At 71.6% G+C, this 26157-nt stretch carries 26 protein-coding genes; 18 read left to right on the top strand and 8 right to left on the bottom strand.

What is annotated here, in order from left to right; translation table 11 throughout:
• The first annotated feature begins 9 nt into the window (after nucleotides 1-9).
• Genes KF823_06610 through KF823_06580 form a run of 7 tightly spaced genes read left to right on the top strand, consistent with a single transcriptional unit; the run spans nucleotide 10 to nucleotide 6362 of the window.
• Entirely contained in the window at nucleotides 10-279 is a 270-nt protein-coding gene (locus tag KF823_06610) for a hypothetical protein (protein MBX3725574.1), read from the top strand.
• Nucleotides 276-572 (top strand): monovalent cation/H(+) antiporter subunit G, encoded by a 297-nt coding sequence (locus tag KF823_06605; GenBank protein ID MBX3725573.1) that lies wholly within the window; start codon nucleotides 276-278, stop codon nucleotides 570-572. The genes KF823_06610 and KF823_06605 overlap by 4 nt, the downstream gene beginning before the upstream one ends.
• A complete protein-coding gene (locus KF823_06600) occupies nucleotides 569-1495 on the top strand; it encodes a DUF4040 domain-containing protein (protein ID MBX3725572.1) in 927 nt (308 codons plus the stop codon). The genes KF823_06605 and KF823_06600 overlap by 4 nt, the downstream gene beginning before the upstream one ends.
• Nucleotides 1495-1824 carry an NADH-quinone oxidoreductase subunit K gene (locus tag KF823_06595; protein MBX3725571.1) on the top strand — a complete coding sequence of 110 codons (330 nt, stop codon included), beginning with the start codon at nucleotides 1495-1497 and terminating at the stop codon, nucleotides 1822-1824. Before KF823_06600 ends, KF823_06595 begins: the two co-directional genes overlap by 1 nt.
• Complete coding sequence (locus KF823_06590; GenBank protein ID MBX3725570.1) at nucleotides 1814-3259, top strand: hypothetical protein; 1446 nt, start codon at nucleotides 1814-1816, stop codon at nucleotides 3257-3259. The genes KF823_06595 and KF823_06590 overlap by 11 nt, the downstream gene beginning before the upstream one ends.
• The gene (locus KF823_06585) at nucleotides 3256-4749 is read left to right on the top strand and encodes a hypothetical protein (GenBank protein MBX3725569.1); all 1494 of its coding nucleotides are present in this window, start codon (nucleotides 3256-3258) and stop codon (nucleotides 4747-4749) included. Before KF823_06590 ends, KF823_06585 begins: the two co-directional genes overlap by 4 nt.
• On the top strand, nucleotides 4746-6362 hold the full coding sequence (locus KF823_06580) for a hypothetical protein (GenBank protein MBX3725568.1): 1617 nt from the start codon (nucleotides 4746-4748) through the stop codon (nucleotides 6360-6362). The genes KF823_06585 and KF823_06580 overlap by 4 nt, the downstream gene beginning before the upstream one ends.
• 12 nt (nucleotides 6363-6374) lie before the next feature.
• Here the strand turns inward: KF823_06580 and KF823_06575 are convergent, their stop codons facing one another.
• On the bottom strand, nucleotides 6375-8087 hold the full coding sequence (locus KF823_06575; GenBank protein ID MBX3725567.1) for a glycosyltransferase family 39 protein: 1713 nt from the start codon (nucleotides 8085-8087) through the stop codon (nucleotides 6375-6377).
• 124 nt (nucleotides 8088-8211) lie between these two features.
• On the opposite strand from KF823_06575, the gene KF823_06570 reads away from it, so the two are divergent.
• From KF823_06570 to KF823_06550, 5 genes are all read left to right on the top strand, one after another.
• The gene (locus tag KF823_06570) at nucleotides 8212-8913 is read left to right on the top strand and encodes a response regulator transcription factor (GenBank protein ID MBX3725566.1); all 702 of its coding nucleotides are present in this window, start codon (nucleotides 8212-8214) and stop codon (nucleotides 8911-8913) included.
• Nucleotides 8906-10219 (top strand): HAMP domain-containing histidine kinase, encoded by a 1314-nt coding sequence (locus tag KF823_06565; GenBank protein MBX3725565.1) that lies wholly within the window; start codon nucleotides 8906-8908, stop codon nucleotides 10217-10219. The genes KF823_06570 and KF823_06565 overlap by 8 nt, the downstream gene beginning before the upstream one ends.
• A 302-nt stretch (nucleotides 10220-10521) precedes the next feature.
• A complete protein-coding gene (locus tag KF823_06560; protein ID MBX3725564.1) occupies nucleotides 10522-12063 on the top strand; it encodes a glycosyltransferase family 39 protein in 1542 nt (513 codons plus the stop codon).
• Entirely contained in the window at nucleotides 12047-12811 is a 765-nt protein-coding gene (locus KF823_06555; protein MBX3725563.1) for a glycosyltransferase family 2 protein, read from the top strand. Before KF823_06560 ends, KF823_06555 begins: the two co-directional genes overlap by 17 nt.
• Nucleotides 12808-13098 (top strand): lipid-A-disaccharide synthase N-terminal domain-containing protein, encoded by a 291-nt coding sequence (locus tag KF823_06550; protein MBX3725562.1) that lies wholly within the window; start codon nucleotides 12808-12810, stop codon nucleotides 13096-13098. Before KF823_06555 ends, KF823_06550 begins: the two co-directional genes overlap by 4 nt.
• Nucleotides 13099-13145: 47 nt before the next feature.
• On the opposite strand, the gene KF823_06545 is transcribed toward KF823_06550, so the two are convergent.
• From KF823_06545 to KF823_06530, 4 genes are read right to left on the bottom strand one after another with little or no spacing between them, the layout of a single operon-like run.
• On the bottom strand, nucleotides 13146-14144 hold the full coding sequence (locus tag KF823_06545; protein ID MBX3725561.1) for a hypothetical protein: 999 nt from the start codon (nucleotides 14142-14144) through the stop codon (nucleotides 13146-13148).
• Nucleotides 14141-14998, bottom strand: coding sequence for an ABC transporter ATP-binding protein (locus KF823_06540; GenBank protein ID MBX3725560.1), 858 nt, complete (start codon nucleotides 14996-14998; stop codon nucleotides 14141-14143). Before KF823_06540 ends, KF823_06545 begins: the two co-directional genes overlap by 4 nt.
• A gap of 19 nt (nucleotides 14999-15017) precedes the next feature.
• On the bottom strand, nucleotides 15018-15368 hold the full coding sequence (locus tag KF823_06535; protein ID MBX3725559.1) for a GntR family transcriptional regulator: 351 nt from the start codon (nucleotides 15366-15368) through the stop codon (nucleotides 15018-15020).
• Nucleotides 15362-15625, bottom strand: a complete 264-nt coding sequence (locus KF823_06530) for a hypothetical protein (GenBank protein ID MBX3725558.1) — start codon at nucleotides 15623-15625, stop codon at nucleotides 15362-15364. Before KF823_06530 ends, KF823_06535 begins: the two co-directional genes overlap by 7 nt.
• A 189-nt stretch (nucleotides 15626-15814) precedes the next feature.
• On the opposite strand from KF823_06530, the gene KF823_06525 reads away from it, so the two are divergent.
• The 6 genes from KF823_06525 (at nucleotide 15815) to KF823_06500 (ending at nucleotide 21919) form a co-directional block, all read left to right on the top strand.
• Nucleotides 15815-16381, top strand: coding sequence for a glutathione peroxidase (locus tag KF823_06525; protein MBX3725557.1), 567 nt, complete (start codon nucleotides 15815-15817; stop codon nucleotides 16379-16381).
• A 207-nt stretch (nucleotides 16382-16588) separates the two neighbouring features.
• Nucleotides 16589-17284, top strand: a complete 696-nt coding sequence (locus KF823_06520) for an FKBP-type peptidyl-prolyl cis-trans isomerase (protein MBX3725556.1) — start codon at nucleotides 16589-16591, stop codon at nucleotides 17282-17284.
• Nucleotides 17285-17656: 372 nt separating this feature from the next.
• Nucleotides 17657-18997 (top strand): UDP-glucose/GDP-mannose dehydrogenase family protein, encoded by a 1341-nt coding sequence (locus KF823_06515; protein ID MBX3725555.1) that lies wholly within the window; start codon nucleotides 17657-17659, stop codon nucleotides 18995-18997.
• Between the two features lie 277 nt (nucleotides 18998-19274).
• Entirely contained in the window at nucleotides 19275-19913 is a 639-nt protein-coding gene (locus KF823_06510) for a DUF2058 family protein (GenBank protein MBX3725554.1), read from the top strand.
• 51 nt (nucleotides 19914-19964) lie between these two features.
• Complete coding sequence (locus KF823_06505; protein MBX3725553.1) at nucleotides 19965-21110, top strand: pyridoxal phosphate-dependent aminotransferase; 1146 nt, start codon at nucleotides 19965-19967, stop codon at nucleotides 21108-21110.
• Nucleotides 21107-21919 (top strand): amidohydrolase, encoded by an 813-nt coding sequence (locus tag KF823_06500; GenBank protein ID MBX3725552.1) that lies wholly within the window; start codon nucleotides 21107-21109, stop codon nucleotides 21917-21919. Before KF823_06505 ends, KF823_06500 begins: the two co-directional genes overlap by 4 nt.
• 273 nt (nucleotides 21920-22192) lie before the next feature.
• On the opposite strand, the gene KF823_06495 is transcribed toward KF823_06500, so the two are convergent.
• From KF823_06495 to KF823_06485, 3 genes are read right to left on the bottom strand one after another with little or no spacing between them, the layout of a single operon-like run.
• Nucleotides 22193-23605 carry an FAD-dependent monooxygenase gene (locus tag KF823_06495; GenBank protein ID MBX3725551.1) on the bottom strand — a complete coding sequence of 471 codons (1413 nt, stop codon included), beginning with the start codon at nucleotides 23603-23605 and terminating at the stop codon, nucleotides 22193-22195.
• On the bottom strand, nucleotides 23602-24885 hold the full coding sequence (kynU, locus tag KF823_06490) for a kynureninase (protein MBX3725550.1): 1284 nt from the start codon (nucleotides 24883-24885) through the stop codon (nucleotides 23602-23604). Before kynU ends, KF823_06495 begins: the two co-directional genes overlap by 4 nt.
• Nucleotides 24882-25913, bottom strand: coding sequence for an amidohydrolase (locus tag KF823_06485; GenBank protein MBX3725549.1), 1032 nt, complete (start codon nucleotides 25911-25913; stop codon nucleotides 24882-24884). Before KF823_06485 ends, kynU begins: the two co-directional genes overlap by 4 nt.
• Nucleotides 25914-26157 lie beyond the last annotated feature (244 nt).

Below are 26157 nucleotides of genomic sequence, written 5' to 3'. Positions count from 1 at the left end.
AGGCGATGAATGGAACTCCTGCTCGGCTGCGTGGCGGTGTTCCTCTTGCTCAACCTGGCCGCCGGCCTGGTGCGGGTCGTGCGCGGACCGGGCGACAGCGACCGCATGCTCGCCGCGCTCTTGTTCGGCACCACCACGGTCGCCGTGCTGCTGGTGCTGGCGGCGCTCATGGCGCAGCCGGCGCTGCGCGACGTCGCCCTGTTGTTCGTGCTGCTGGCGACCCTGCTGAGCATCGCCTTCGTCGGCCTGCCGGGCGGCGATGCCGGGGAGCACCGGTGAGCCTGGCGTCGCTCGCCGCGGCAGTATTTCTGATCGGCGGCTGTGCCTTTTTCCTGGCCGGCACCCTCGGCCTGCTGCGCTTTCCGGACACCTTGAGCCGCCTGCATGCGCTGACCAAGGCCGACAACATCGGCCTGTTGCTGATCTGCATCGGGCTGGCGATCCAGTCGGGTTCGCTGCGCGCATCCTTGCAGCTCGGCCTGGTCTGGCTGCTGGCGCTCACGGCCTCGACCGTGTCGGCGCACCTGGTGGCGCGTCGGTCGCATCGGCAATCGAAGGGTGCCGACCGATGATGCTGCTGGCGTTCGACCTGCTGCTGGCGGCCGGCCTCCTCGGCCTGGCCGTGCTGGTGGTGGCCGGCCCGACGCTGTTCGGTTCCCTGGTTGCCTACACGGTGTTCGGCCTGCTGATGGCGGTCGCCTGGGCCCGGCTGGGCACGCCCGACCTGGCGCTGGCCGAGGCGGCGATCGGTGCCGGCCTGACCGGCGCCATGCTGATGCTGAGCTACCGGCGCCTGCTGGCGATCCGCCCGGAACGCACCGGCCAGCGACTGGTGCGCCGTTCCAGACTGGCCTTGCCGATCGCGGTGGCCTGCGCGTTGCTGTCGGCCGGCCTGTTCGTGGCGCTGGCCGGCCTGCCGCAGCCGGAAAGGTCGGCGGGCAGCGAGGCCCTGGCGGCTACCGCGCAGTCCGACGTCGGCAACCCGGTGACCGCGGTACTGCTGCTGTTCCGCGGCTACGACACCCTGCTGGAAATGCTGGTGCTGCTGGTCGCATGGCTTGGCGTGGCCATGGTCCAGGCGCAGTCCCGGCCGTCGGCGCCGCGCCCGCCAACGTCGGTGCCGTTGCTGGATGCCTTGCTTGCCGGCGTGGTGCCTGGAACCGTGCTGGTCGGTGGATACCTGCTGCACGCCGGCGGCCAGGCGCCCGGCGGCGCCTTCCAGGCGGGCGCCGTGCTCGCCGCGGCGGGCGTGCTGATGGCCCTGGCGGGACGGCTGCAGCCCCGCGCAAGGGCGACGCCTGTGCAGGCCGGCCTGCTGGTGCTCGGCCTGCTGGTCTTCGCGGCGGCGGCGCTGTGGCCGCTGCTCGCGGATCGGCCCGTGCTGGCGCTGGAAGGACTCGCGGCCGTGTACGCGGTCGAGGCGGCGATGACCGTGTCGATCGCCCTGGGGCTGTGCCTGCTGTTCCTCGGGGCGGCCGGACTGGGATCGAAGTGATGGATGCCCACGACCTGGTCTGGCTGGGCGTCGCCGCCGGGCTGGTGGGGCTGGGCGTCTACGGCGTGCTGGTCGCCGGTCATCTGCTGCGCAAGCTGCTGGCGCTCAACCTGCTCGGCGCCGCCGTGTTCCTGCTGATGGTGGTGCTCGGCCGCCGCGGCGACGCCGCACCGGACCCGGTGAGCCAGGCCATGGTGCTGACCGGCATCGTGGTGGCGGTCAGTGCCACCGCATTCGGCCTGGCCCTGATGCTGGCCCTGTACCGGCGCAGCGGCGAGGCGGCGCTCGACGACGAATCCGGCGCGTCGGACGACCCTGGTGGCGATTGATCTGCTGCCGCTGTGGGTCCTGCTGCCGCTGCTGGCCGCGGCGCTGGCGGTCTGCCTGCCTGTGCGCCGCGCAGGGCAGCTGGCGCTGGGGGTGCACCTCGCGGCGCTGGCGACCTGGCCGTTGCTGGCGGCAGCGTTCGCCGACAGCGGTCCGGCGGCCTTTTCACTGGCGGGTCTCGCGCCGCCCCTTGCGATCCGTTTGTATCTGGATGGCATCGGGCTGCTCCTGCTGGGCCTGGTTGCGACGGTGATGACCGCCGCCTGCCTGCACGCGCTGGCTACGCCGGGGCGGGCCGCGTCGCGTCGGGCCTTCTGGCCCTCCTGGCTGGTGCTGCTTGCCGGCCTCAATACCGTGGTTCTGTCGTACGACCTGTTCAACATGTACGTCGGCCTGGAGCTGCTGACCCTGGCCGCTGTGGCCCTGGTGGCCAGTGCCGGCACGGTCGCGGCCCTGTCGGCGGCGATGCGCTACCTGCTGCTCGCCATGCTCGGCTCCCTGGCCTGGCTGGCCGGGGTCGCGATGATCCACGCCGGCACCGGCAGCCTGGACCTCGAACTCGCCGGGGCGGCCCTGGTGCCCGGCGGCTGGACCTCGGTGGCCCTGGCGCTGATGCTGGCCGGCCTGCTGCTCAAGGCGGCGGTGTTTCCACTGCACGGCTGGTTGCCCCTGGCGCATGGGGCGGCACCCGCCGCGGTCAGCGCCGTGCTCTCGGCCCTGGTCGTGAAGGCCGCGCTGCTGCTGGTCTGGCGCACGATGCTCTGGCTGGGCCCTGGCGCCGGTCTGGCATCGGCAGGGTCGGTGCTTGCGGCGCTCGGTGGCGCGGCGATCCTGTGGGGATCGCTGTCCGCGTATCGCCAGGACCGCCTCAAGCAGGTCGTCGCGTTCTCCACCGTCGCCCAGCTCGGCTACCTGCTGCTGGTGCTGGCGATGCTTTCGACGGTCGCCTGGCAGGGCGCCACCTTGCACCTGCTCGCCCATGGCCTGGCCAAGGCGGCGATGTTCCTGGCGGCGGCCAACCTGGTTCGACGGGCCGGCGATTCGCGGCTGGACGCGATGGCCGGCAGCGATGCCGCCGCGCCGGTCAGCGTGTTCGCGTTCGCCCTGGCCGGGGTCAGCCTGGTCGGGTTGCCGCCCAGTGGCGGTTTCCTGGCGAAATGGCTGCTGCTGCAGGGCGCCTGGCAGGCCGGCGCCTGGTGGCTGGTGGTGCTGCTTCTCGTGGGCAGCCTGCTCGCCGCGGCCTACCTGTTCCGCGTGCTCGCGGCACTGCTGGCGCGCCGTGCCGACACCGGGCAGGCGCGGGCCGGCCAGCCGGTGCCGCGGGTCGCGGACCTGGCGGCGCTGGGGCTGGCGCTGGCGGCGATCGCCCTGGGCTTCGCCGCGGCACCGGTGCTCGATCTGGCGGTCCTGCCGGCCGGGTCCGGTGAAGCGCCATGATGACCTGGCAGGCGCTGCCGCTGCTGCTGGTCCTGCTGTCCCTGGGCACCGCCGTGGCGGTGTTCCTGGCCGGCGAGGACCGGCAGCGCCTGCGCACCACGCTGAACCTCGCGGCGGCGCTGGCCAAGCTGGGCCTGGTGGCGCTCCTGTTGCGCGCCGTCGCCGCAGGCGAGACCTTCCAGTGGCGCATGCCGCTGCTGCCGGGGCTGGACCTGGTGCTCAAGGTCGACTCGCTGACCCTGCTGTTCACCACGCTGTCGGCCGTGCTGTGGCTGCTGACCACGATCTACGCGATCGGCTACCTGGAGCGCAGCCCGGATCGCGCCCGCTTCTTCGGCTTCTTCAGCCTGTGCGTGGCGGCCACCATGGGCGTCGCCACCGCCGGCAACCTGTTCACCTTCTTCGTGTTCTACGAGCTCCTGACCCTGGCCACCTGGCCGCTCGTCGTGCACCGGGGGACGCAGGCCTCGTTCGCCGGCGGGCGCAGCTACCTGCGCTACACGCTGTTCGGCAGCAGCCTGTTCCTGGCCGGCCTGGTCTGGCTGCATGCCCTGGTCGGGGCGCAGGACTTCATCGCCGGCGGCGAGCTCGGCGATGTGCTGTCCGGCAACGAGGCCGCGCAACGCGGCATCTTCGTGTTGCTGCTGGCCGGCATGGGGGTCAAGGCGGCCCTGCTGCCCCTGCACGGCTGGCTGCCCAAGGCGATGGTGGCACCGGCCCCGGTCAGCGCGCTGCTGCATGCGGTGGCCGTGGTCAAGGCCGGTGCCTTCGGGATCGTCCGGCTGGTCTACGACGTGTACGGCAGCGAGCGCGTCCAGGCGCTGGGCCTGGGCCACTGGCTGGCGGTTCTGGCCGCCGCCACCATCCTGTACGGCTCGCTGATGGCCCTGCGCCAGGCCGACCTCAAGAAGCGGCTGGCCTGGTCGACGGTCAGCCAGGTGTCCTACATCGCCCTGGGCGCCGCGATTGCCGGTCCGCTGGCGACCATCGGCGGTCTGGTCCACCTGGTGCACCAGGGCCTGATGAAGATCACTCTGTTCTTCTGCGCCGGCCTCTACGCCGAGCTGCTCGGCAGCAAGCGCATCGACCAGCTCGACGGCGTCGGCCGGGTCATGCCCTGGACCAGCCTGGCGTTCACCGTCACCGCGCTGGGCATGATCGGCGTGCCGCCGATGGCGGGCTTCATCAGCAAGTGGTACCTGGGTGCCGGGGCGGTGGCGGCCGGGCAGGCCTGGGTGGTCGGCGTGCTGGTCGCCAGCACCCTGCTCAACGCAGCCTATTTCCTGCCGGTGCTGGGGCGCATCTGGTTCCGCCCGCCGCCGGACGCCTGGCCGGCGCCGACCCGCCCGGGGCGCTGGGCGCGTGCGGCGATGCTGGGGCCGGCGCTGGCCACCGCGCTGGCGGCGCTGCTGGCCGGCCTGCTGGCCGGCCTCGAACTCAGTCCGCTGGGCTGGGTGAAGCTGATCGTCGCCCGGGAGTACGGCGGATGAGCGCGGTGCTGATCGCCCTGGCGCTGCTGTTGCCGTTGCTGGCGCAACTGTTCGTCGGCGGCCGCGCCCGTCTCGCGGCCATGGTCGTCGCGCCGCTGCCGCTGCTGGCCCTTGCCCTGTCCGGTGCTGGCGACGCCGGGGCGGCGAATCTGCTGCTGGGCCTGTCGTTCGCGGTCGATGGCGTGAACCGGCCGCTGCTGCTGCTGGCCGGGCTGGGCTGGATGCTGGCGGGCGCCGCCGCCTCGCGGGTCAGCCGGGCACCGGTGCGGTTCGCGCGCTGGTGGCTGCTGGTCCTGGCCGGCCAGGCCTGGCTGCTGCTGGCGGCCGACCTGGCGGGCTTCTACGGCGGCTACCTGATGATGACGCTGGCCGCGTTCGGCCTGGTCGTACATGCCGGGACCGCGCAGGCCTGGCGTGCCGGTCGCGTCTACCTCACCCTGGCGCTGGCGGGCGAGGCGCTGGTCCTTGCCGGTGTCCTGCTGGTCGCCGGTGTCCGCGGCAATGCAGCGCTGGCGGCGATCGCCGGCGAGGTGCCCGGCACTGCCGGTCTGCTGCTGCTGGCCGGCTTCGCGGTGAAGCTGGGCCAGGTGCCCCTGCACGTCTGGCTGCCGGTGGCGCATCCGGTCGCGCCGGTGCCGGCCAGCGCGGTGCTCAGTGGCGTGCTGGTCAAGGCTGGCCTGCTGGGCATGCTGCGCCTGGTGCCGCCCGAGGCCGTGGCGCCGGTCGCGTTGCTGGCGCTGGGACTGCTGACCGCATTCTGGGGCGCGCTGGCCGGACTGTGCCAGCAGCGGCTGAAGACCGTGCTCGCCTACTCCACGGTCAGCCAGATGGGCCTGGTGATGGCCGCCTTCGCGGCCCTGCAGGCCAGCGGGCCTGCGGTCCTGCCGGTACTGGGCGTCCTGGTGCTGCACCACGGCCTGAACAAGATCGCGCTGTTCCTGGCGGCCGGCGGCCAGGTCGGTGCCAGCCGCTGGCGGGGCCTGCTGTTCGCCCTGCCGGCGCTGTCCCTGGCCGGGCTGCCGCTGGCCACCGGACAGGTCGCCAAGGACGGGCTCAAGTCGGCCATCGCCGGCGCTGGCTGGGAAACCGTGGCGACGCTGGCCTTGCCGGCGTCCTCGTTGCTGACCGCGCTGCTGTTGCTGCATGCCTGGTCGCTGGCCCGCACCGACCGTCCAGCCGACCGGGGTGACCTGCGGCCGGTCCACCCGGCCTGGCCGCTGGCGGTGCTGGCCGGGCTGGTCGTGCCCTGGGCCTGGGCCCCGGCGCACGACGGCGCAGCCGACTGGACGGCGCCGGCGCTGGCCGCGGGCCTGCTGCCCATGCTGCTGGCGCCGGTCATCCGCCTCGCGCTGGCGCGCGTCCCGTCGCTGCCGCGTCCCCGGTTGCCGGAAGGCGACCTGCTGGTGCTGGTCGCCCCTGCCGGGCGCTGGCTGGCACGGCTGCTCGCGCGCGGTCTCGATGCCTGGTCGGCCCTGGACTGGCGCACGCCGGTCGTCTGGCCCGGCGCTGCCACGCTCGCAGCCCTCGAAGCGAAGATGCGGCGCCTGCCGGTGGCTGGCGGATTGCTGCTGCTGTTCGTCGCGCTGCTCGTGGCTCTCGCCCGGGGCGGGTGAGCCGGGCGAAGGTCAGTCATCGCGCTGACCGGCTGGTCGATCGTCGATGCAGTCGGCGAGCAGCGCGTGGTGTCTGAGCAGGACAAACCGGCGTCGGTTGCTGGTTCCGGCCTCGATCCGACCAGGCAGCGAGGGGCAGTCTGCCAACGAGCGCTGGTTGACCAGAAGCCAGTGCCGTTCCGGATCGGCCGCCAGCCAGGCCAGGGCCTCCGGCCATTGCGCCTCCAACGGGCGCTCGAATCCGAAGGTCCGGACCGGACGGTCGGCTTGCAGCGGCAACTGCTCGGGCCAATCGAGCAGCGCCAGCGAGGCCGACGGCCCGATCCGCTGAGCCACCGACCGCATCAGGGCGCGTCCCGAGCTGGCGTCGTCCAGGGCCGGCATCAAGGCCAGCCCGTGCACCAGCCAGAGGACACAGGTCAGCGTCAGCACGGCAACACCGGCGCCCTTGCGTTTCGCTGCGAAGGCGATGAGGAAGGCCGCCCCTGCCAGCGTTGCCAGGCCGGCCAGCGCCAGCAGCGGCAAGCGATCCAGGCCCCGGTCGGCCAGGGCGCGTGCGACCGGGCCGCTGTCCGGCCACAGTGCGGCAGCGGCCAGGCCTGCGGCGAGCAGGCCGACCAGCAGGACATAACCGAGCGCGGCGAGCTGGATGCGGCTGTGGCGAAGCAGGCCCGGCAACAAGGGCGCGAGGGCCAGGCAGAATGCCGGCAGGGCGGGCAGGATGTAGACCTCGCGCTTGCCCGGGCTGGCGCTGAAGAAGATCAGCACCAGCAGCGCCCAGCCGACCAGCACCTGCACGCGCGCATCGCCCCGCCGGATGCGCCGCCACCACGCCGGCAGCAGGGCGGGCAGAAGCAGCGCAGTCGGCAGCCAGAGGGTGAGGACGGTGCCCAGGAAATACCAGGGCGGCTGGTGGTGGTGCCAGGGGTCGAGGTAGCGGGTCGCCGTCTGGCGGAACAGCAGGTCGTGGAGATAGGCCCGGCCCTGCGGGTCGTCGCCGGCCAGGACGGCGAGCAGCATGGGACCCAGCCAGATGCCGGTGGCCAGCAGGAACGCCATCGGACCCAGCCGGACCCGTCGCCAGCCCGGCTGAAGGCGCGGGTCGGCCAGGTGCCTGGCGCCGGTGCGCCGGGACAGGGCCAGCAGCGGCAGGGCCAGCAGGGGAAGGAAACCGACGCCCTTGGTGATGGTGCCGAGACCGGCCATGAACCAGCCCAGCAGCGCCCAGGCCGGGCGCCCTCCGAGCAGGTGATGGCGCAGCAGGCCGTAGAGCGACGCCGTGGTCATCGCCACCAGGACGGCGTCGATCTGTCCGCGCCGCGCCTGCAGGCCGAACTGCAGGGTCACCAGCAGCGCCAGCAGTGCCCAGCCGGCCGCGCGCCTTCCCCACAGCCGACGTGCCAGGTCGAAAACCAGGGCCAGGGTCAGCAGCGCCGCCAGCAGAGAGGGCAGCAGGAAGGCTGTCGGGAGGTGGCCGGTGAGCTTGAGCGCGGCGGCCTGCAGCCACATGAACACCGGCGGCTTGTGGCTGTACAGCTCGTCACCACGGCGCGGCAGAAGCCAGTCCCCGGATTCGACCATGCCTTGCGCCATCAGCGCGAAGCGCGGCTCGTCCGGCGGCATCGGCTGGCGCAATCCCAGGCCGGTGCCGAGCACGAACAGCGAGAGCAGCAGCAGCGCCGGCAGCGGCCAGCGGTCGGGTCGGAACGGGTGCCATCGGGCCATGCGGGAATTCTGGCGGCTGCGCTGTCGGAGTGGCGTCGGGGGGAACTCCGACGGCGGTCCGACACGGCCTGCGGCACTATGTCCGCGAGGCCGGCCTTCCGCGCGGCATTCCCCAGGCGATGCCATGAAGCTGCTCGTGGTCGAGGACAACCAGGCCCTGGTCGCCAACCTGTTCGATTACTTCGAAGCGCGTGGCCACGTTCTGGACGCGGCGCCGGACGGCCTCACCGGGCTGCACCTGGCGGTCTGTCACGACTACGACGCCATCGTCCTGGACTGGGGCCTGCCGCGTCTGGACGGCAGGGAGCTGTTGCGCAAGCTGCGCCAGGAGGCCGGCAAGGACACACCCGTGATCATGCTGACGGCACGCGACGAGCTCGCCGACAAGATCAGCGGCTTCCGCAGCGGCGCCGACGACTACCTGACCAAGCCGTTCGCGCTGCCGGAGCTGGAAGTCCGGCTGGAGGCCGTGCTCGCGCGGGCTGCGGGTCAGAGTCGGCAGCGGGTCCTGGAGGTCGACGACCTTCGTCTCGACCTGGGCACCCTCGAGGTCAGCCGGGGCGGCAGGAGCCTGCGGCTCTACCCGGCCTGCCGGAAGCTGCTCGAGATGCTGATGCGGGCCAGCCCCGACGTCGTGGCCCGGGCGCGGCTCGAGGAGACGCTCTGGGGCGACAGCCCGCCGGACACCGACCTGCTGCGCTCGCACATGTACGAACTGCGCCGGGTCGTGGACGCCGGATCTGCAAGGCCCCTGGTGCACACTGTGCCAAGGGTGGGTTACCGGCTGGCCCGGCTGGAGGATGGCGGGGGGGCGGCGGGTGCCTGACCCGGGCCGCTCCAGACGGAGCCTGCGTGCCCGGCTGGCGGTCGGCGTGCTCGGCTTCGCCGTGGTGCTCAGCGCGGCCCTGCTGCTGCAGGGCTACTGGATCCACGAATCGGTGGAGGCGCGCGCCTGGCAGGCCGTGCTGAATGCAGAGCGCGAGGTCCTGCTCGGCCGGCATCGCGCCGGCTTGCGCGCCGCGCTGCCCGATGCCGGGGCCTTGCGTGGCTGGCTGCTGGACGGCGAGGGCTTGGATCGTCTCCCGCCCGACCTGGCGGACCTGGGTCCGGGCCTGCATGACGAAGTCCGCGACCCACGGACCGGGCAGGTCCTGGCGGTGCTCGTCGAGGATATCCCGGAGGGCCGCCTGCTGCTGGCACTGGACATCACCGAACTCGAGCGCGACGAATGGTGGCAGGCTGCCGGCCTGCTCGCCTCCGCGCTCCTGGCAACGGTGTTGCTGAGCGCGCTGGCCTGGTGGCTGGGCGGCCGCCTGCTCAGGCCGCTGCACCGGCTTTCGGCGCAGGTGGATGCCCTGCAACCGGCTGCGCTCCAGCAACAGCTGGAGGTGTCGACGGCGGATGGCTGGGAGATCACGGTCATTGCCGAAGCCTTCAATTCCTACCTGCGTCGTCACGACGGCTTCGTCGCGCGCGAGCGCTCGTTCGTCGACAGCGTCGGACACGAACTGCGTACACCCGTCGCGGTGATCACCGGTGCCGCCGACGTCCTGGCGCAGCGGATCGGCAGCGACCCGGCCCTGGTGAAGCCGCTGCGTCGCATCAACCAGGCTGCCGGCGGCATCGAGCAACTGCTCAGGCTGCTGCTGGTGCTGGCCAAGGAACCGGCGCGCCTGCGCGCCAGTGCCGATGTCTTCGACCTGGAGGATCTGCTCCCCGACGTCATCGAGGACCACCAGCACCTGTGCGCCGACAAGGCGCTGACCCTGGCGCTTGGTCGCCTCGCGCCCAGCCGTCTGCAGGCGCCCGCCGCGATCGTCCATGTGGCGATCGGCAACCTGTTGCGCAATGCCATCGAGAACAGCGACGGGGGGTGCGTGCGTGTCGAGGTCGAGCCCGCCGGGGTGGTCAGCGTCAGCGATCCCGGTACCGGACTGGGCGCCGACGAGATCGGCCGTCTCTATGCCCAGCGTGCCAGGCGCGGCGATGGCCGGGGTGCCGGACTGGGCCTGGCGCTGATCGGACGCATCTGCGACCACCTCGGCTGGACGCTGGCGTTCCTGCCCGCGCCGAACGGCGGTACCCGGGCCTGCCTGGACCTGCGCGGCAGCCTGGCCGAACGGACGCATTGAGGCAGGGCGCGCAGCGCCCCTTGGCTGGCGATGCCCTGCAGCCGCGGGCCGGGTCGCCACGGATTGCAGGTCCGTGTGCCTGTTCCAGCCTGCCCCAGGCGGGCCGTCCGGCTGCTGCACCGGAAACCGCCGGCTTGCCACTGCACGGGTTTACCCGGTCGTTGGGCTCGAGGGGGGGCGCCTGCCGCTGGCCAGCGGCTCGTCCCCTGCCTTGTTAAGCAGTTCCTAATGCCGGTCCGACCGATGTCCGACGTGGTGGCCGCCATCCTCGCCGGCATCGCCTCCCGGCACAGGGATCCCGGATGTCCAGACAAGCGCAAGGGATCGTCGTTGAAGCCCGGTCCGTGGCCTTGCCGGCGCTGGCCTGCGCCTGGTTGCTGGTGGCGGCGTTCGCGTTCCAGGGCACACGCAGCCTGTGGGAGCCCGACGAGGGGCGTTACACGGCGGTCGCTCTGCACATGCTCGACAGCGGCGACTGGCTGGTGCCCAGGCTCAACGACGAACAGGTCCACCTCACCAAGCCGCCGCTGACCTACTGGGCGCTGGCCGCGAGCCTTGCGGCGTTCGGCCGCACCGCCTGGGCGGCGCGCCTGCCTGCAGCGCTCGCCTTCGTTGCCAGTGGCCTGCTGGTGCTGGTGCTGGCGCATCGCCTGGTGCCGGAGGCCCGCTGGCTGGCGGTGGCGGTCTGGTCCGGTTCGCCATTGCCGCTGCTGGCGGCCAACGTGGTGAACACCGATCCGCTGCTGGCCTTGTGGGAAACATTGGCGGTCACCGCCTTCGTGCTGTCGCGCGATGCCGCGCGTCGCTCCGCCTGGCTGCTTGCGATGTGGGCGGCCTTCGGGCTCGGATTCCTCACCAAGGGCCCGCCGGCCCTGCTGCCGCTGCTCGCCCTGGTCGCCTGGGCCGCGGCAGTCGAGGGTCGCCGCGCTGCAGCGGCGCTGTTCCCACCCGCAGGCCTGCTGCTGTTCGCCTTGCTCGGGCTGTCCTGGTTCGCGGCGATGCTGGTGCGCCAGCCTGGCCTGCTCGGCTACTTCCTGGGCGACGAGGTGGTGGCGCGGGTGTTCACCGGCCTGCACCACCGCAATGCCCAGTGGTATGGACCGCTGGTCGTCTACCTGCCGGTGCTGACCGTGGCCATGCTGCCCTGGCTGCCGTTGCTCGGGATCGGACGTGGCGAGCTGGCCGGGTTGTTCTCAGCGGCGGCCTGGCGCCGGCGCCTGGCGATGGATCCCCAGGGGGCCTTGCTGCTGCTGTGGCTGCTCCTGCCGCTGACCGTCTTCGTGCTGGCGCGTTCGCGCATGTACCTGTACGTGCTGCCCCTGGCGGTGCCGCTCAGTCTGCTGCTGGCAAGGCGCCTGTCGCATCGCCACGGGCATGCCGGACCGCACAGCCTTTGGCTGGGGCTGGCGCTATGGCTTGCCCTGATGCTGCTGGTCAAGGCCGCCGTCGCGCACCTGCCGAGCAGCAAAGACGCCGCGGCGGAAGCCGCCGCTCTGTCGTCCTGGCTGGACGGTGCCGACCGCATCGTCTTCGTCGGCGAGCGTGCCCACTACGGGCTGCGCCTGTACACCGGCCTGCCCGTCGAGTACGCGCCGGCGGCGGGCCCGGACGGACGTCCCGGCGACCTGTCGGCGCAGCTGTGCACCCAGGCCGCCGACCACCCGCGCGCGCTGCTGATCGGTCCGCCAGGCGGATCGCCGGCGACGCCGCCTGTCTGTCCGGATGCCGCGCTGTCGCCGCTGGGCGACCACGCCTGGCGCAGCGTGGCGCGGCTACCTACCTCTCACCCCCTGCCAGGACCCGACCTTGGACGGCCAGTACAGCTCCATGAACCGACCCTCTGAACTCCCTGCCCCGGCGCTGTCCGTCGTCGTGCCCATGCATGACGAGGCCGACAATGCCGCGCCCCTGGTCGCCGAGATCGTGGCTGCGCTGCGCGGTCGCCTGGCCTTCGAGATCGTCTGCGTCGACGACGCCAGCCGGGACGGCACCGCCGACCGCCTGGCCGCGCTCGCCGGCGAGGTGCCCGAGTTGCGGGTGCTGGGCCATGCCGGCCAGTGCGGTCAGAGCACGGCGCTGCGCAACGGCATCCGCGCTGCGCGGGGCGCCTGGATCGCAACCCTGGATGGCGACGGCCAGAACGATCCGGCCGACATCCCCCTGCTGCTGGCCGAGCGCGACCGGGCCGGGCCGGGCCTGGGCCTGGTGGCCGGCTGGCGGACGACACGGCGCGATACGCCGATCAGACGCTGGTCGTCGCGGATCGCCAACGCGGTGCGCGGACGGCTGCTGCGCGACGACTGTCCCGATACCGGGTGCGCGCTCAAGCTGTTCCCGCGCCAGGCATTCCTCGAACTGCCTGCCTTCGACCACATGCACCGCTTCCTGCCGGCGCTGTTCCGGCGCGATGGCTGGCAGGTGCGCAATGTGCCGGTCAACCACCGGCCGCGGTTGCGCGGCCGGTCCAAGTACGGGGTGGCGAACCGGCTCTGGGTCGGCCTGGTCGACCTGGCGGGCGTCGCCTGGTTGCTGCGGCGCCATCGCGCCACCACCGTCACCGAGCGCACGCCTGCCAGGGAGACCGCACCATGAACGATACGCTGGCGTGGATCATCGTCGGATTCGTCGGCCAGGCGCTGTTCTCGGCCCGCTTCATCATCCAGTGGCTGGCCAGCGAGCGCGCCCGCCGCAGCATCGTGCCGACCGCGTTCTGGTGGTTCAGCCTGGCCGGCAGCGGGGTGCTGCTCGCCTACGCCGTGCATCGCCAGGATCCGGTGTTCATCACCGGCCAGGCCGCTGGCCTGGCCATCTATCTGCGCAATCTGCACCTGATCCGGACCGGGCTCCGGCAGCCGCCGCTGTCCGACGACGCCGGCTGAGCGGAGCAGGCGGGGCCCGGCGGCGGTGCGCCGCCGGGCCATGGTGCTCAGCTGTCGTCGCGGTAGCGGCGCAGCCAGATCGCGGCGCCGAGCAGGACCACGCCGACGCCGACGCCGACCCAGGTCGAGGTCGCCGTCAGGGTGGTCATCAGCTGCTCCTGGCCGGCGGCGTGGGCGAACGGGTTGTCGCCGCGCCACTGCCAGGGCCGCAGCACCATGCTGCCGGGCGAGCTGAAGATGCGGGCCACCACGTGCTCCCAGAACCAGGTGCCGGGCAGGCGCAGGCGCAGCGCCGTCTCGATCATGGTGTAGAAGACGCCGGCCAGCACCGGCAGCAGGATCGCCCAGACGAACGGCGCCCGCTTCGCCCAGCTCGAGGCCAGCAGCAGCCAGGCGATGCCCGGCAGGGCCCACAGCGCGTGCACGGGGACGGTGGCCAGCATCTGGCCCCAGACCCGGGTGAAGATGCCCGGCTGCCACAGGAAGGGCAGGGGATTGACGCCGTGGAAGGCGGCGTACAGCCCGACCAGCAGCAGGAAGCCGACATGCAGGGCGGCGATCGCGACCAGCGCCAGCACCGGCGCGACCAGCACCGCGGTGACCAGCTTGGCCAGCACGGTCTGGGTATCGGTGGCCGGCAGCGACTTCCAGAACAGGATGCTGCGGTCCTTGCGCTCGTCGTACAGGGTGCCGATGCAGTAGAACAGCACCACGAAGTACAGGACGATCTGGTTGATCATGCCCAGGCCCCACAGGCCGATCTCCAGGCCCTTGCGGAACTCCGCCATCTCGGCCGGTCCGAGCTGCTCGAGGCCGATCACGGCCACGCCGGAGAGGTCGACGTTGCCGACGAACTTCAGCCGGAACGCCTCACCGATCAGCAGCGACAGCACCATCAGCGCCAGCAGGATGCCGGTGGTCCAGACCTGCGCCGACCACAGGCCGCCGCGGTGCTCCCAGAACTCGCGACGGAGCAGGGCGCCGAAAGTGGCGACCGGGCTGCCGGCGCCGGAACGGGCGGATGACACGGTGGCGACGGCGTTCATTGCTGCTTCTCCTTCATGATCGCGACGAACAGGTCGGCCAGGCCCGGGCTGCGGACCTCGCCGAAGGCGGCCAGCCGGTCGCGGCCGACGCCGTCGAACAGCATGGCGCTCTTGCCGAACACGCTGCGCTCGTGCAGCGGCCCCAGGGCGCGCGCCTGGTCGCGCTGGTCGGGGTTGACCAGGACCTCGGCGAAGCGCGCCGGCAGGGTGTCCATGGCGGCGTCGAGGACGATCCGGCCGTCCTGGATGAACATCACGTCGCTGAGGATGTGCTCGATCTCCTCGACCTGATGGGTGGTGACCAGGATGGTCTTGTCGTGGTCGAAGTAGTCGTTCAGCAGGGCCTCGTAGAAGGCCTTGCGGTGCAGGATGTCCAGGCCCAGGGTCGGCTCGTCGAGCACCAGCAGGCGCGCGTCGATGGCCATCACGATGGCCAGGTGCATCTGCACGACCATGCCCTTGGACATCGCCTTGACCTTCATGTCGCGGGCGATCTTGGTCTTCGCCAGCAGGGCCTCGCAGCGCGCCCGCGAGAAGCGGGGGTGGACGCGCTCGACGAAGTCGATCAGTTCGCGGACGCGGATCCAGCGCGGCAGGATGGCGGTGTCGGCGATGAAGCAGACGTCCTGCATCAGCTGCTGGCGCTGCGTGTGCGGGTCGAGGCCGAGGACCTTGAGCTCGCCCTGGAACGGGGTCAGGCCGAGGATGGCCTTGAGCGCGGTGGTCTTGCCGGCGCCGTTCGGGCCGATCAGCCCGACGATGCGGCCGGACGGCACGGTGAACGAGACCTGGTCGAGGGCGCGGGTGGCGCCGAACGACTTGCTCAGGCCGCGGGCCTGGATGATGGTGCTCATGCGTTTCTCCCTTCTCGGATCACAGGTCGCGCAACAGCCGTTCCGGCGTCAGCTCGAGGCGCCGTATGCGCGCCACGATGGCCGGCCACTCCTCGCCCAGGAAGCGCTCGCGCTCGCGCTCGCGGACCTGGACATCGGCGCCTTCGGTGACGTACAGGCCGAGGCCGCGGCGCTTCTCGACGACGCCCTCGTCGGCGAGGGTCTGGTAGGCCTTGGACACGGTCAGCGGGTTGATCGCCAGGTCGCCGGCGACCTGGCGCACCGAGGGCAGCGGCTCGCCGGGGCGGATCGCGCCTTCCAGGATCTGCGCCAGCACGCGCTCGCGAAGCTGCACGTAGATGGGGGTGGTGTCGCTCCACTCGCTCACCATGACCGCCGCCCCCCGTTGCGGCCGAACGAGAAGAACGGCCAGGACAGGTCGTGGGCGCGCTGGCCCGAGGGCGTCCTGGCGGTCTCGGTCTCGGCGTGCGAGACCGCCGGGTGCCGGACCTCCCCCGCACGCGTCGCCGCATCGAGCGGATCGGACTGGCCGGCGGGCAGCGGCTGGCCCAGGACCAGACCGGCCATCAGGGTCAGACCGGCCAGTGCGCCGGAGAGGGTCAACCGTCGTTGCAGGATGGCGAACATTGCTGCGCTCCTTGACTGGTGTTGTGGTGGACTATAACACCAGATTCTCATTGGTCAAGCCCTGCCGGAAGTCATGTCCTTCCCAGGGGCGCCCCCGGCGCCGGCTCGATCGCGCGGAAATCCTCACCTGCCACCAACAGCGGGGCGCATACTCTGCGATGGCTTTCCGCGACCTTCCGGAGAAACTGCATGAAACTGGCACTGTTCGCCCTGGGCCTGGCGGTCCTGGCGTCTCCTCTTCGCGCCCAGACCTGTGCCGCACCCCTGCTCGACGTCGAGTTCCGGCCCCTGGCGGGCCGCGATGCGGTCAACCTCTGTGAACGCTACGCCGGTCAGGTGCTGCTGGTGGTCAACACGGCAAGCAAGTGCGGCTTCACGCCCCAGTACGAGGGACTGGAAGCCCTGTCCGCCGAGCTGTCCGACAGGGGCTTCGCGGTGCTGGGCTTTCCCTCCAACGACTTCATGAACCAGGAGCCGGGCAGCGAGGAGGAGATCCAGGCGTTCTGCACCAACACCTACGGCGTGCAGTTCCCCATGTTCGAGAAGGTGTCGGTGAAGCAGGGCCAGGCGCATCCCTTCTTCGATGCCCTGGCAGGCCAGGCCGGGGCCACCTGGCCGGCCTGGAACTTTCACAAGTACCTGATCGGCCGGGATGGCACGGTGGTGGCCTCGTTCGGTAGCCGGACCCGGCCGGACGACGCCGCGCTGCGCTCGGCCATCGAGGCCGAGCTGGCCAAGCCGGGTCCGGGCGCCTGAACCACCCGGCCGCCTGATCCGGCCAGCCAGCGCGGCTGGCGGCCGGTTCGACCGCCCCGAGGCCGGGAACTTCGCGCCTGAACGGGTGTCGGAGGCCGCGTTGCCGTTTCCGGGTGGCGCCGTCACAATGGCGCCCGCGCCGGGCCTCGCAGCCCGATGTCCCGCCAGGCGGGCACGCCGGCAGCCCATTCCCTTCAGGAGTACCCGATGTCCCTTTCGTTCAAGCGCGTCCTTGCGACGTCCGCCGTGCTCGCCGCGGCAATCGGTTCCGTGCACGCCCAGGACCTGACCACCGACAGGCAGAAGGTCAGCTACATGGTCGGCATGGACCTGGGTCGCAACCTCACCCAGATCCAGGACGAGCTGGACGTCGCCGTGCTGGTCCAGGGTCTTCAGGACACGCTGGCCGGTCGGCCGACCAAGCTGACCGAAGAGCAGGCCAACCAGGTCAAGCAGGACTTCATGCAGAAGCTGCAGGCCCGCGCCGTCGAGGAGCGCACCGCGCAGGCCACCGCCAACCGCACCGAAGGCGAGGCCTTCCTGGCCGAGAACAAGAACAAGCCGGGCGTGCGCAGCACCGAGTCCGGCCTGCAGTACCAGGTCATCACCGAGGGCCGCGGCAGCAAGCCGGCCGCCACCGATCGCGTCCGCGTGCACTATGTCGGCACCCTGCTGGACGGCACCAAGTTCGACAGCTCGATCGATCGCGGTACGCCGGCCGAGTTCGCGCTGAATGGCGTGATCCCGGGCTGGACCGAGGCCCTGCAGCTGATGTCGGTGGGCAGCAAGTACAAGCTGTTCATCCCGTCCGACCTGGCCTATGGCGAGAACGGCACCCCGGGTCCGATCGGCCCGAATGCGACCCTGATCTTCGAGGTCGAGTTGCTGGAAATCCTCGAGTAAGGGAAATCCCGGCCGGCGGCCGCCGGCACGCGGATCGATGACGAAGGCGCCCCCAGGGGCGCCTTCGTCTTTTCCGGCGGGACCCGCCATCGTGCCCGCGGCCAGCGCGGCTGTGCAGTGTCCAGCAGCGTGCAGGCCCCGAGGGCACCGCCGGGATCGCGGCTGGCCTGCACGGCCGCCCAGGGCAACGGTCCCGTAACGACCGCCATGTATCCTCCGGCAGCTGCGGTTGGCCTGGATACTTCATGAGGACGCGTAGCGAGGCCGTCGAGATCGCTTCGTGGTGCGGGCAGCGGACCGTTGGACGGTGAAGGCGTGGCCGACACCACGCTGTAGCGGTCTCAGGAAACATCCAGGTCAGGAGGAACCCCCATGCGCGTCAGCATCTTCGGCACCGGCTATGTCGGCCTGGTCACCGGCGCCTGCCTGGCCGAGGTCGGCAACGAGGTGGTCTGCGTCGATATCGATGCCGGCAAGGTCGCCGCCCTGCGGCGCGGCGAGGTGCCGATCTTCGAGCCCGGCCTGGCGCCGCTGGTGCGCGAGAACCTCGCCGCCGGCCGCCTGCGCTTCGAGACCGATGCCGCCGCTGCGGTGGCGCATGCCCAGGTCGCCTTCATCGCGGTCGGCACGCCGCCGGACGAGGACGGCAGCGCCGACCTCCGCCACGTGCTGGACGTCGCGCGCAGCATCGGCGGGCACATGGCGCGGCCGCTGCTGGTGGTCACCAAATCGACCGTGCCGGTCGGCACCGCCGACCAGGTCGGTGCCGTGATCCGGGAGGCGCTGGCGTCGCGGGGCCTGGACCTGCAAGTGGAGGTCGCCTCCAATCCCGAGTTCCTCAAGGAGGGCGACGCCGTCAACGACTGCATGCGCCCGGACCGCATCGTCGTCGGTGCCGGCAGCGAGCAGGCGGTGGAACTGCTGCGCAGGCTGTACGCACCGTTCAATCGCAACCACGAGCGGATCGTCGTGATGGACGTGCGCTCGGCAGAACTGACCAAGTACGCCGCGAACGCCATGCTGGCGACCAAGATCAGCTTCATGAACGAGATCGCCAACATCGCCGAACGGGTCGGCGCCGACGTCGAGCAGGTCCGTCGCGGCATCGGATCGGATCCGCGCATCGGCTGGCATTTCATCTACCCGGGAGCCGGCTACGGCGGGTCGTGCTTTCCCAAGGATGTCAGCGCGCTCGAGCACACCGCGCGCAGCCATGGTTGCGAGCCGCGCCTGCTGCAGGCGGTGGAGGCCGTCAATCGCGCCCAGAAGCTGCGTCTTCACCAGTTGCTGGCAGGCCACTTCGGCGACCTGGGCGGGCGCACCATCGCGGTCTGGGGGCTGGCCTTCAAGCCCAACACCGACGACATGCGGGAAGCCCCCAGCCGGACGCTCCTGGAGCTGTTGTGGGCCGATGGCGCTCGGGTCCGGGCGCACGATCCGGAAGCGATGGAGCAGGCGCGCAACCTGTATGGCGAGCGATCCGACCTGGTGCTGTGTACGGATGCCTGGTCCGCGCTGGAGGGTGCCGACGCGTTGGTCGTGGTCACCGAGTGGAAGAGCTTCCGCAGCCCTGATCTGGAGCGCATCCGCCGGTCCCTGGCCACGCCTGTGCTGTTCGACGGCCGCAACATCTACGATCCGGGCGAGGTCGAGTCGGCCGGAATCGCCTACTACGGGATCGGGCGGGGTCGTTCCGTGCGAGGGCAATCGTAGGCCGGCCTCGCCAGCGAGTGTCCGCATGCCCTTTGGATCGGCACGGGCGCAGCCAGGTGCCATGGATGTCCTGTGCCGGCGGAGGGCTCCTTGCGTCTGCGGACCCGCCGGCCGACCGTTCCGATGCGGCCAGGGCAGCCCCGCGTCGCGGTTGCGCGCCGGTCCGCGGGTCGGTGCCAGCACCCTCGCATCCGATGGCGCGCCAGCGCGCCGCCACTTGCCGGGCGGCCGGGCTGCGGGCAAGCTGGCCGCCCCGAGGCAGGACCGAAACACCGCCATGACCAGTTCCCTGCGAGATGCCCTGCGCCAGAGCGGTGTCCTGGAGCAGTTCAAGCCGGTGCGCGAGCCCGAGGTCCGGCCTGGCGGGGGCCGCGACCGTGGACCTCGCGGCGGCGGCAGGGGGGCTGCCCGAAGCGGGGCCGGAAAGGGCGCCGCCGGCGCGGACGGTGCGATGGGGCGGGGTACCCGGGGCGCCGCGACGGCGCCAAGGGGCAAGCCGGCGCCGCGCAGCCAGGAGGAAATCGACCTGGCCAAGGCCTACGCACTCCGGGCGCGTGCCGAGCAGCGCGAGCGCGAGGAGCGGCAGCGCATCGAGAGGGAGACGGCCGAGCGCCGACGCCGGCAGCGCGAGGCGGTGACGGCGCTGCTGGAGGGCAGGACGCTCAACAGTCCCGAGGCCGACGAGGCCAGGCACTTCGAATACGGCGGCAAGATCCGGCGCGTCTACGTCACCGCCGAGCAGATGCCGCAGGTCAACGACGGCCGTCTCGGCGTGGTCCAGATGCGCGGCGGGTACCTGCTGGTCGAGCGTGCGCTCGCCGAGCAGGTGCGCGCGATCGACGCCAATGCGGTGGCGCTGCTGGTCGATCCCGACGAGCGCGGCGCCGACGCCTCCGGGGTGCCCGATCCCGCCTGAGCGCCCCGGTCGGCATGCTCCGGCGGCCGGCCATTCGCTATGCTTGGCGGCATGCACATCGCCAGCAAGCTGCCGGACGTCGGCACCACGATCTTCACCGTCATGTCGCAGCTCGCCGCGCGCCATGGCGCCCTCAACCTGGGCCAGGGCTTCCCGGATTTCGAAGGGCCGCCGGAACTGTTCGAGGCGATCGCCCGGCACCTGGCCGGAGGCCGCAACCAGTACGCGCCCATGGCCGGCGTGCCGGCACTGCGCGAGCAGATCGCCCTGAAGACCAAGTCCCTGTATGGGCGCGACGTCGATCCGGAGGCCGAGATCACCGTCACCAGCGGCGCCACCGAGGCGCTGTACGCCGCCTTCGCCGCCGTGCTGCAGCCGGGCGACGAGGTGATCCTGCTCGACCCCTGCTACGACTCCTATGCGCCTGCGGTCGAACTCAACGGCGGCCGTTGCGTGCGCATCCCGCTGCGCCTGCCCGATTTCGCCGTCGACTGGCAGCAGGTCGCCGATTCGGTGACCGCAAAAACACGCATGTTGCTGGTCAACAGCCCGCACAACCCGGCTGGCGCCGTGCTCGATGCCGGCGACCTGCGCCGACTGGCGGACATCGTCCGCGACACCCGCATCCTGGTGGTCTCCGACGAGGTCTACGAGCACATCGTGTTCGACGGCGTCCGCCACGAGAGCGTGCTGCGCCACGATGAGCTCGCGCAGCGCAGCTTCGTGATCAGCTCGTTCGGCAAGACCTACCACTGCACAGGCTGGAAGGTCGGCTACTGCGTGGCGCCGGCGGCGCTGTCGGCGGAGTTCCGCAAGGTCCACCAGTACCTGACCTTCTGCACCTTCCATGCCGCGCAGTGCGCGCTGGCCGACGTGCTGGCCTCGATCCCGGCGCACTACCTGGAACTGCCGGCCTTCTACCAGGCCAAGCGGGACTTCTTCAGGGCGGCCATGGCAGGCTCCCGCTTCGAGCTGTTGCCGGTGCCGGGAGGCTACTTCCAGCTGGCCGACTATTCGGCGATCAGCGACCAGGACGACCTGGCCTTCTGCGAGTGGCTGTGCGCGCAGCACAAGGTCGCGGCGATCCCGCTGTCGCCGTTCTACGAGCGGCCGCCGGGCAGCCGCCTGGTCCGGCTGTGCTTCGCCAAGGGCGAAGACACGCTGGCCGCCGCAGCGGAAAGGCTGCGCGCGGTATGAGCCTGTCGCCCCTGCGCATCTCCCTGGTCCAGGGCGACACCCGCTGGCACGATCCGGAGGGCAACCGTGCCTACTACGGCGGCCTGATCGCGCCGCTGGCGGGCGCCACCGATCTGGTGGTGCTGCCGGAGACCTTCACCTCCGGCTTCAGCAACGATGCGGTGGAGGCCGCCGAGGACATGGCCGGCGCCAGCCTGATCTGGCTGGCCACCCAGGCGCGCGCCCTGGACGCCGTGGTCACCGGCAGCGTGGTGATCGCCGAAGGCGGCAAAGCCTGGAACCGCCTGGTCTGGATGCGACCGGACGGCAGCTTCGAAACCTACGACAAGCGCCACCTGTTCCGGATGGCCGGCGAGCACCACCGCTACGCCGCCGGCGACCGCCGGCCGGTGGTCGAGCTGGCCGGCTGGCGGGTGCTGCCGCAGGTCTGCTACGACCTGCGCTTCCCGGTCTGGCTGCGCAATCGTATGGACAAAGACGCCGGCCGCATGGACTACGACCTGCTGCTGTTCGTGGCCAACTGGCCGGCGCCGCGCCGGCAGCCCTGGCGCACCCTGCTGCGCGCCCGCGCCATCGAGAACCTGGCCTGCTGCGTCGGCGTCAACCGGGTCGGCCGCGACGGCAACGGCATCGACTACGCCGGCGACAGCGCCGTGCTCGACGCCACCGGCGAGCCGGTGGTCGAACTGGGCAGCCACGCCCAGGTGGTCACCGCCACCCTGGACCCCGCGCACCTGCAGGCGCACCGCGAGCGCTTCCCGGCCTGGATGGATGCCGATCGGTTCCGGCTGCAGGGGGAGACGGCCTGACGGCCTGTTGGAAGACCACCGTGCCGGCACGTTTCGTCGCCCGTCCGGGGCATGGCCAGACGGGAACTTGCTGGGAAATTGCCGGGACACCTGGGATGATCGATGCTCGGCGCGTCGCCAGCAGCATGTTGAAGAACGACCGTCCTGGTCGTTTTTCAGGTCGCCCGTCCGGCGCAGGTCCGGACGGGCGACCGTCGAATCGACTGCTTACGCAGTTGCTTCGTCGAGCGGCCATTCATGGCCGCAGCCAGCAGGCTGTTCTTGAACAGCTCGCTAATCCGGCAGTGCCTGCGGAAAACGCCAGTGCGCCGAAGCGGGCAGGGGCGTGAGTTCCTGACCAACCAGGGTGGCCGCCAGCGACCAGTCGATGTCGTCGAGGTCGGCGCGGCCGGCGGCCAGGCGGTCGAGGATCGCGGCCTGGGCGATGCCGCGGGCCTCGGCCTGGGCGTAGGGCAGGGCGCTGAAGGTGACCAGGGCGTAGCGCGGCATGAAACGGTCGGGGTGGCGGCGCTGCAGTTCGGCGGCGATCGCCTGCTTGAGCTTGAAGTCGGGGTCGTCGACGCGGTCGCGCATCTCGACGTAGTTCTCCAGCGCCATCCGGGCGATGGCGTCGGCGTTGGGCTTGCGCTCGGCGGCGAATGCCGCGAACAGGGCGGCCGGGTCGCCGGTGCCGAGGCGTTCGACCAGGGTCGCGAAGGCCAGTGCGTCCTCGAAGCCGCAGTTCATGCCCTGGCCGTGGAAGGGCACCAGGGCGTGCGCGGCGTCGCCCATCAGCACGGCGCGGCCGTCCAGGTGCCAGCGCTCCAGCCACAGGGTGCCGAGCAGGCCGGTCGGGTGCCGGAAGAAGTCGCCCTCGAGGTCGTCGACCAGGGGCGTGGCGTCGGGGAACTCGCGTTCGAAGAAGGCGCGCACCGTTGCCGCGTCGGTGAGGCCGGAGAATCCCGGCTCGCCCTCGCCGGCCAGGAACAGCGTGCCGGTGAAGCTGCCGTCGATGTTGGCCAGGGCGATCAGCATGAAGGCGTCGCGCGGCCAGATGTGCAGGGCATTGGGTTCGAGACGGAACGCGCCGCCGGGCCCCGGTCCGATCGCCACTTCCTTGTAGCCGTGATCGAGCGGCGCGAAGCGCTCGCCGAGGTCGGCGACGCCTGCCATCGCCGCGCGCAGTGCCGAGCCGGCACCGTCGCAGCCGACCAGCAGGCCGGCCGGGTGCTGGCGGGTTTCCCCCTCAGGATCGCTCAGCACCAGGCTGCGCCGGTCCCAGTCGACCTCGACCAGGCGCTGGTCGAAATGCAGCCGTGTGCCGGCTGCCTCGGCGGCGTCGAGCAGGGCCAGGTTGAGGCGGCCGCGATGCACCGACCAGATCACCTCGGAATCGTCGCGGCCGTAGCGCTGCAGGCCGATCGCACCGCCGCGCTCATGCACCATGCGGCCGCGCATCATCACCGCCTGGACCATAACCGCCTCGCGCAGGCCGGCGGCCTCCAGGGCGCGCAGGCCGCGCGCAGCCATCGCCAGGTTGATCGAGCGGCCGCCCTCATAGCCGGACCGGCGCGGGTCGCCGCGCCGCTCGAACAGCTCGACGCGATGGCCCTGGCGGGCCAGCAGCACCGCCAGCAGGCTGCCGACCAGGCCGGCGCCGACGATCGTGAAGTCCGGGCGCGGCCCCCCCGGCGGCGGGGCGCTCATCGCGCGGCGCGGTCGCGCCAGGCGGCGACCGCGTCCAGGAAACGCAGGGCGTCGGTGTAGCGGTTGTACAGCGGCGCCGGCGCGATCCGGATGACGTCTGGCTCGCGCCAGTCGCCGATCACGCCCTGCGCCATCAGATGCTCGAACAGGGCGCGCCCGGCGTCCCGCCCGGCACGCACCCGCAGCGAAAGCTGGGCGCCGCGGCGGTGCGTCGCCAGTGGCGTGACGATATCGAGCACGTCGCCGAGATCCTCGCCGATGCGCTGCGCCAGCCAGCCGCTCAGCGCCAGCGACTTGGCGCGCAGCCGCGCCATGCCCGCCTGTCGGAACAGGGCCAGAGAGGCGCGCAGGGGCGCCAGCGCCAGCACCGGCGGATTGGACAGTTGCCAGCCGTCGGCGCCGCGGGTCGGCACGAAGTCCGGGCCCATCAGGAACCGGGTCGCCGGGTCGTGGCCCCACCAGCCGGCCAGGCGCGGCCGGTCGGTGTCGGCATGGCGCTCGTGGACGAAGGCGCCGCCGACCGCGCCGGGCCCGGCGTTGCCGTACTTGTAGTGGCACCAGACCGCGAAATCCGGGCCATCGTCGTGCAGCCGGAGGTCGAGGTTGCCGAAGGCATGCGCCAGATCAAATCCGGCGATGGCGCCGACCGCGTGCGCCTGGGCGGTGATCGCCGCGATGTCGAAGACCTGGCCGGTGCGGTACTGCACGCCCGGCATCAGCACCAGGGCCAGGCGTTCGCCGTGCCGGGCGATGGCATCGGCGATCGCCGCGTCGGAGATCGTCCCGGCCGGCTCGTCGGCCTCCAGTTCGATCAGGTCGGTGGCGGGGTCGAACCCGTGGAAGCGGACCTGCGATTCCACCGCATGGCGGTCCGATGGGAAGGCGCCGGCCTCGATCAGGATCGCCGGCCGCTGCCGGGTCGGCCGGTAGAAGCTGGCCATCAGCAGGTGCAGGTTGGCGGTCAGCGAGTTCATCGCCACCACCTCGAGCGGCCGCGCGCCGGCCACCAGTGCCAGGTCGTCGCGCACGAAGGCGTGGTAGTCCATCCACGGCAGCTTGCCGCGGAAATGGCCCTCGACGGCCACCGTCCGCCACTGTTCCAGCTCGGCCAGCACGGCGTCGCGCGCGGCGCGCGGCTGCAGGCCCAGGGAGTTGCCGCAGAAGTACGCCCAGGGCTGGCCGTCGGCGCCGACCGGGATCTCGAAGGCCTCGCGCAGGCTCGCCAGGGGGTCGGCGGCATCCTGGTCGAGCGCCCACAGCTCCAGCGCGTCGACGCTCATGCGGCCCGCTCCGCAGCGGCGCCGAAACGCCGGGCGTCGAGCCCCAGCCAGGCCAGGGCGCTGCCGTGGAACAGACTGTCCTGCTGCGCCTGCGGCAGGCCCAGCGCACGGATGTGGCTGCCCGGCTCCTGCTCGCCCAGCGGGAACGGGTAGTCGGTCCCCAGCATCACCTTGCCCTCGCCGGCGACATCCAGCAGGTAGCGCAGCGCCAGGTCGTCGTGCACGCAGGAGTCGAACCAGATGCGGTCGAGGTATTCCCGCGGATTGCGTGGGTTGTCGGTGGCGACCAGGTCCGGGCGCATCCGGAAGCCGTGCTCGATCCGGCCGATGGTGTAGGGAAAGCTGCCGCCGCCATGCGCGAAGCACACGCGCAGGGACGGCAGGCGCTCCAGCACGCCGCCGAAGATCAGCGAGCAGGCGGCGCGCGACTGCTCGGCGGGCATGCCGACCAGCCAGGGCAGCCAGTACCGGGGCATCGACTCGGTGCCCATCATGTCCCAGGGGTGAACCAGGACCGCAGCGCCCAGTTCGGCGCAGGCCTGGAAGAACTCGAACAGCTCGGGTGCGTCCAGGTTCCACTGGTTGATATGGCTGCCGACCTGCACCCCGGCCAGGCCGAGCCCGTCCACGCAGCGTTCCAGCTCACGGATCGCAAGCGTCGGGGATTGCAGCGGCACGGTGGCCAGGCCGATGTAGTTGCGCGGATGGGCGCGGCAGACCTCGGCGGCGTGGTCGTTCAGCGCCTTGTGCAGCTCCAGGGCGTGGTGGCCCTTGGCCCAGTAGGAGAACATCACCGGCACCGTGGAGATCACCTGGACGTCGACGCCGAAACGGGCGTAATCGGCGATCCGCGCCTCGGCATCCCAGGCGTTGGGCCAGATCTCCCTGAAGAAGCGCCCGTCCCGGTAGATGCGATGCCGGCCGTCGTCGGTGTGGTGAATGACCGGGAACCGGGCGTCGCCGAAGCGGCTTGCCAGGTCCGGCCAGTCGCGCGGCAGCATGTGGGCGTGAACGTCGATGATCGGCATGGACGCGATTGTACGGCAAGGTCCGGAGCCCCCAGCGGCGACCAGCGCGGCAGTCGGCTGGGCCGGTTGGCTGCTTGAGGACAGCCCGGCCCTTGCGGACATGCGCGAGTGTCCGGCGACGCAACGGTGCGCGCACCCGATTGCCCATGGGCGGGTCCGGACCAGCGCCGGACGGTTGTCAACAATGGATCGATGGGGCGCAAGGCGACTCCCCGGTGCACGCGCGGGCCTCCCGCACGCGATG

The sequence above is a fragment of the Lysobacterales bacterium genome (genome assembly GCA_019634735.1).
GTDB lineage: Bacteria > Pseudomonadota > Gammaproteobacteria > Xanthomonadales > UBA2363 > Pseudofulvimonas.
The sequence above is the reverse complement of the archived record's forward strand: the minus strand, read 5'-3'. Positions and strand labels throughout refer to the sequence as shown.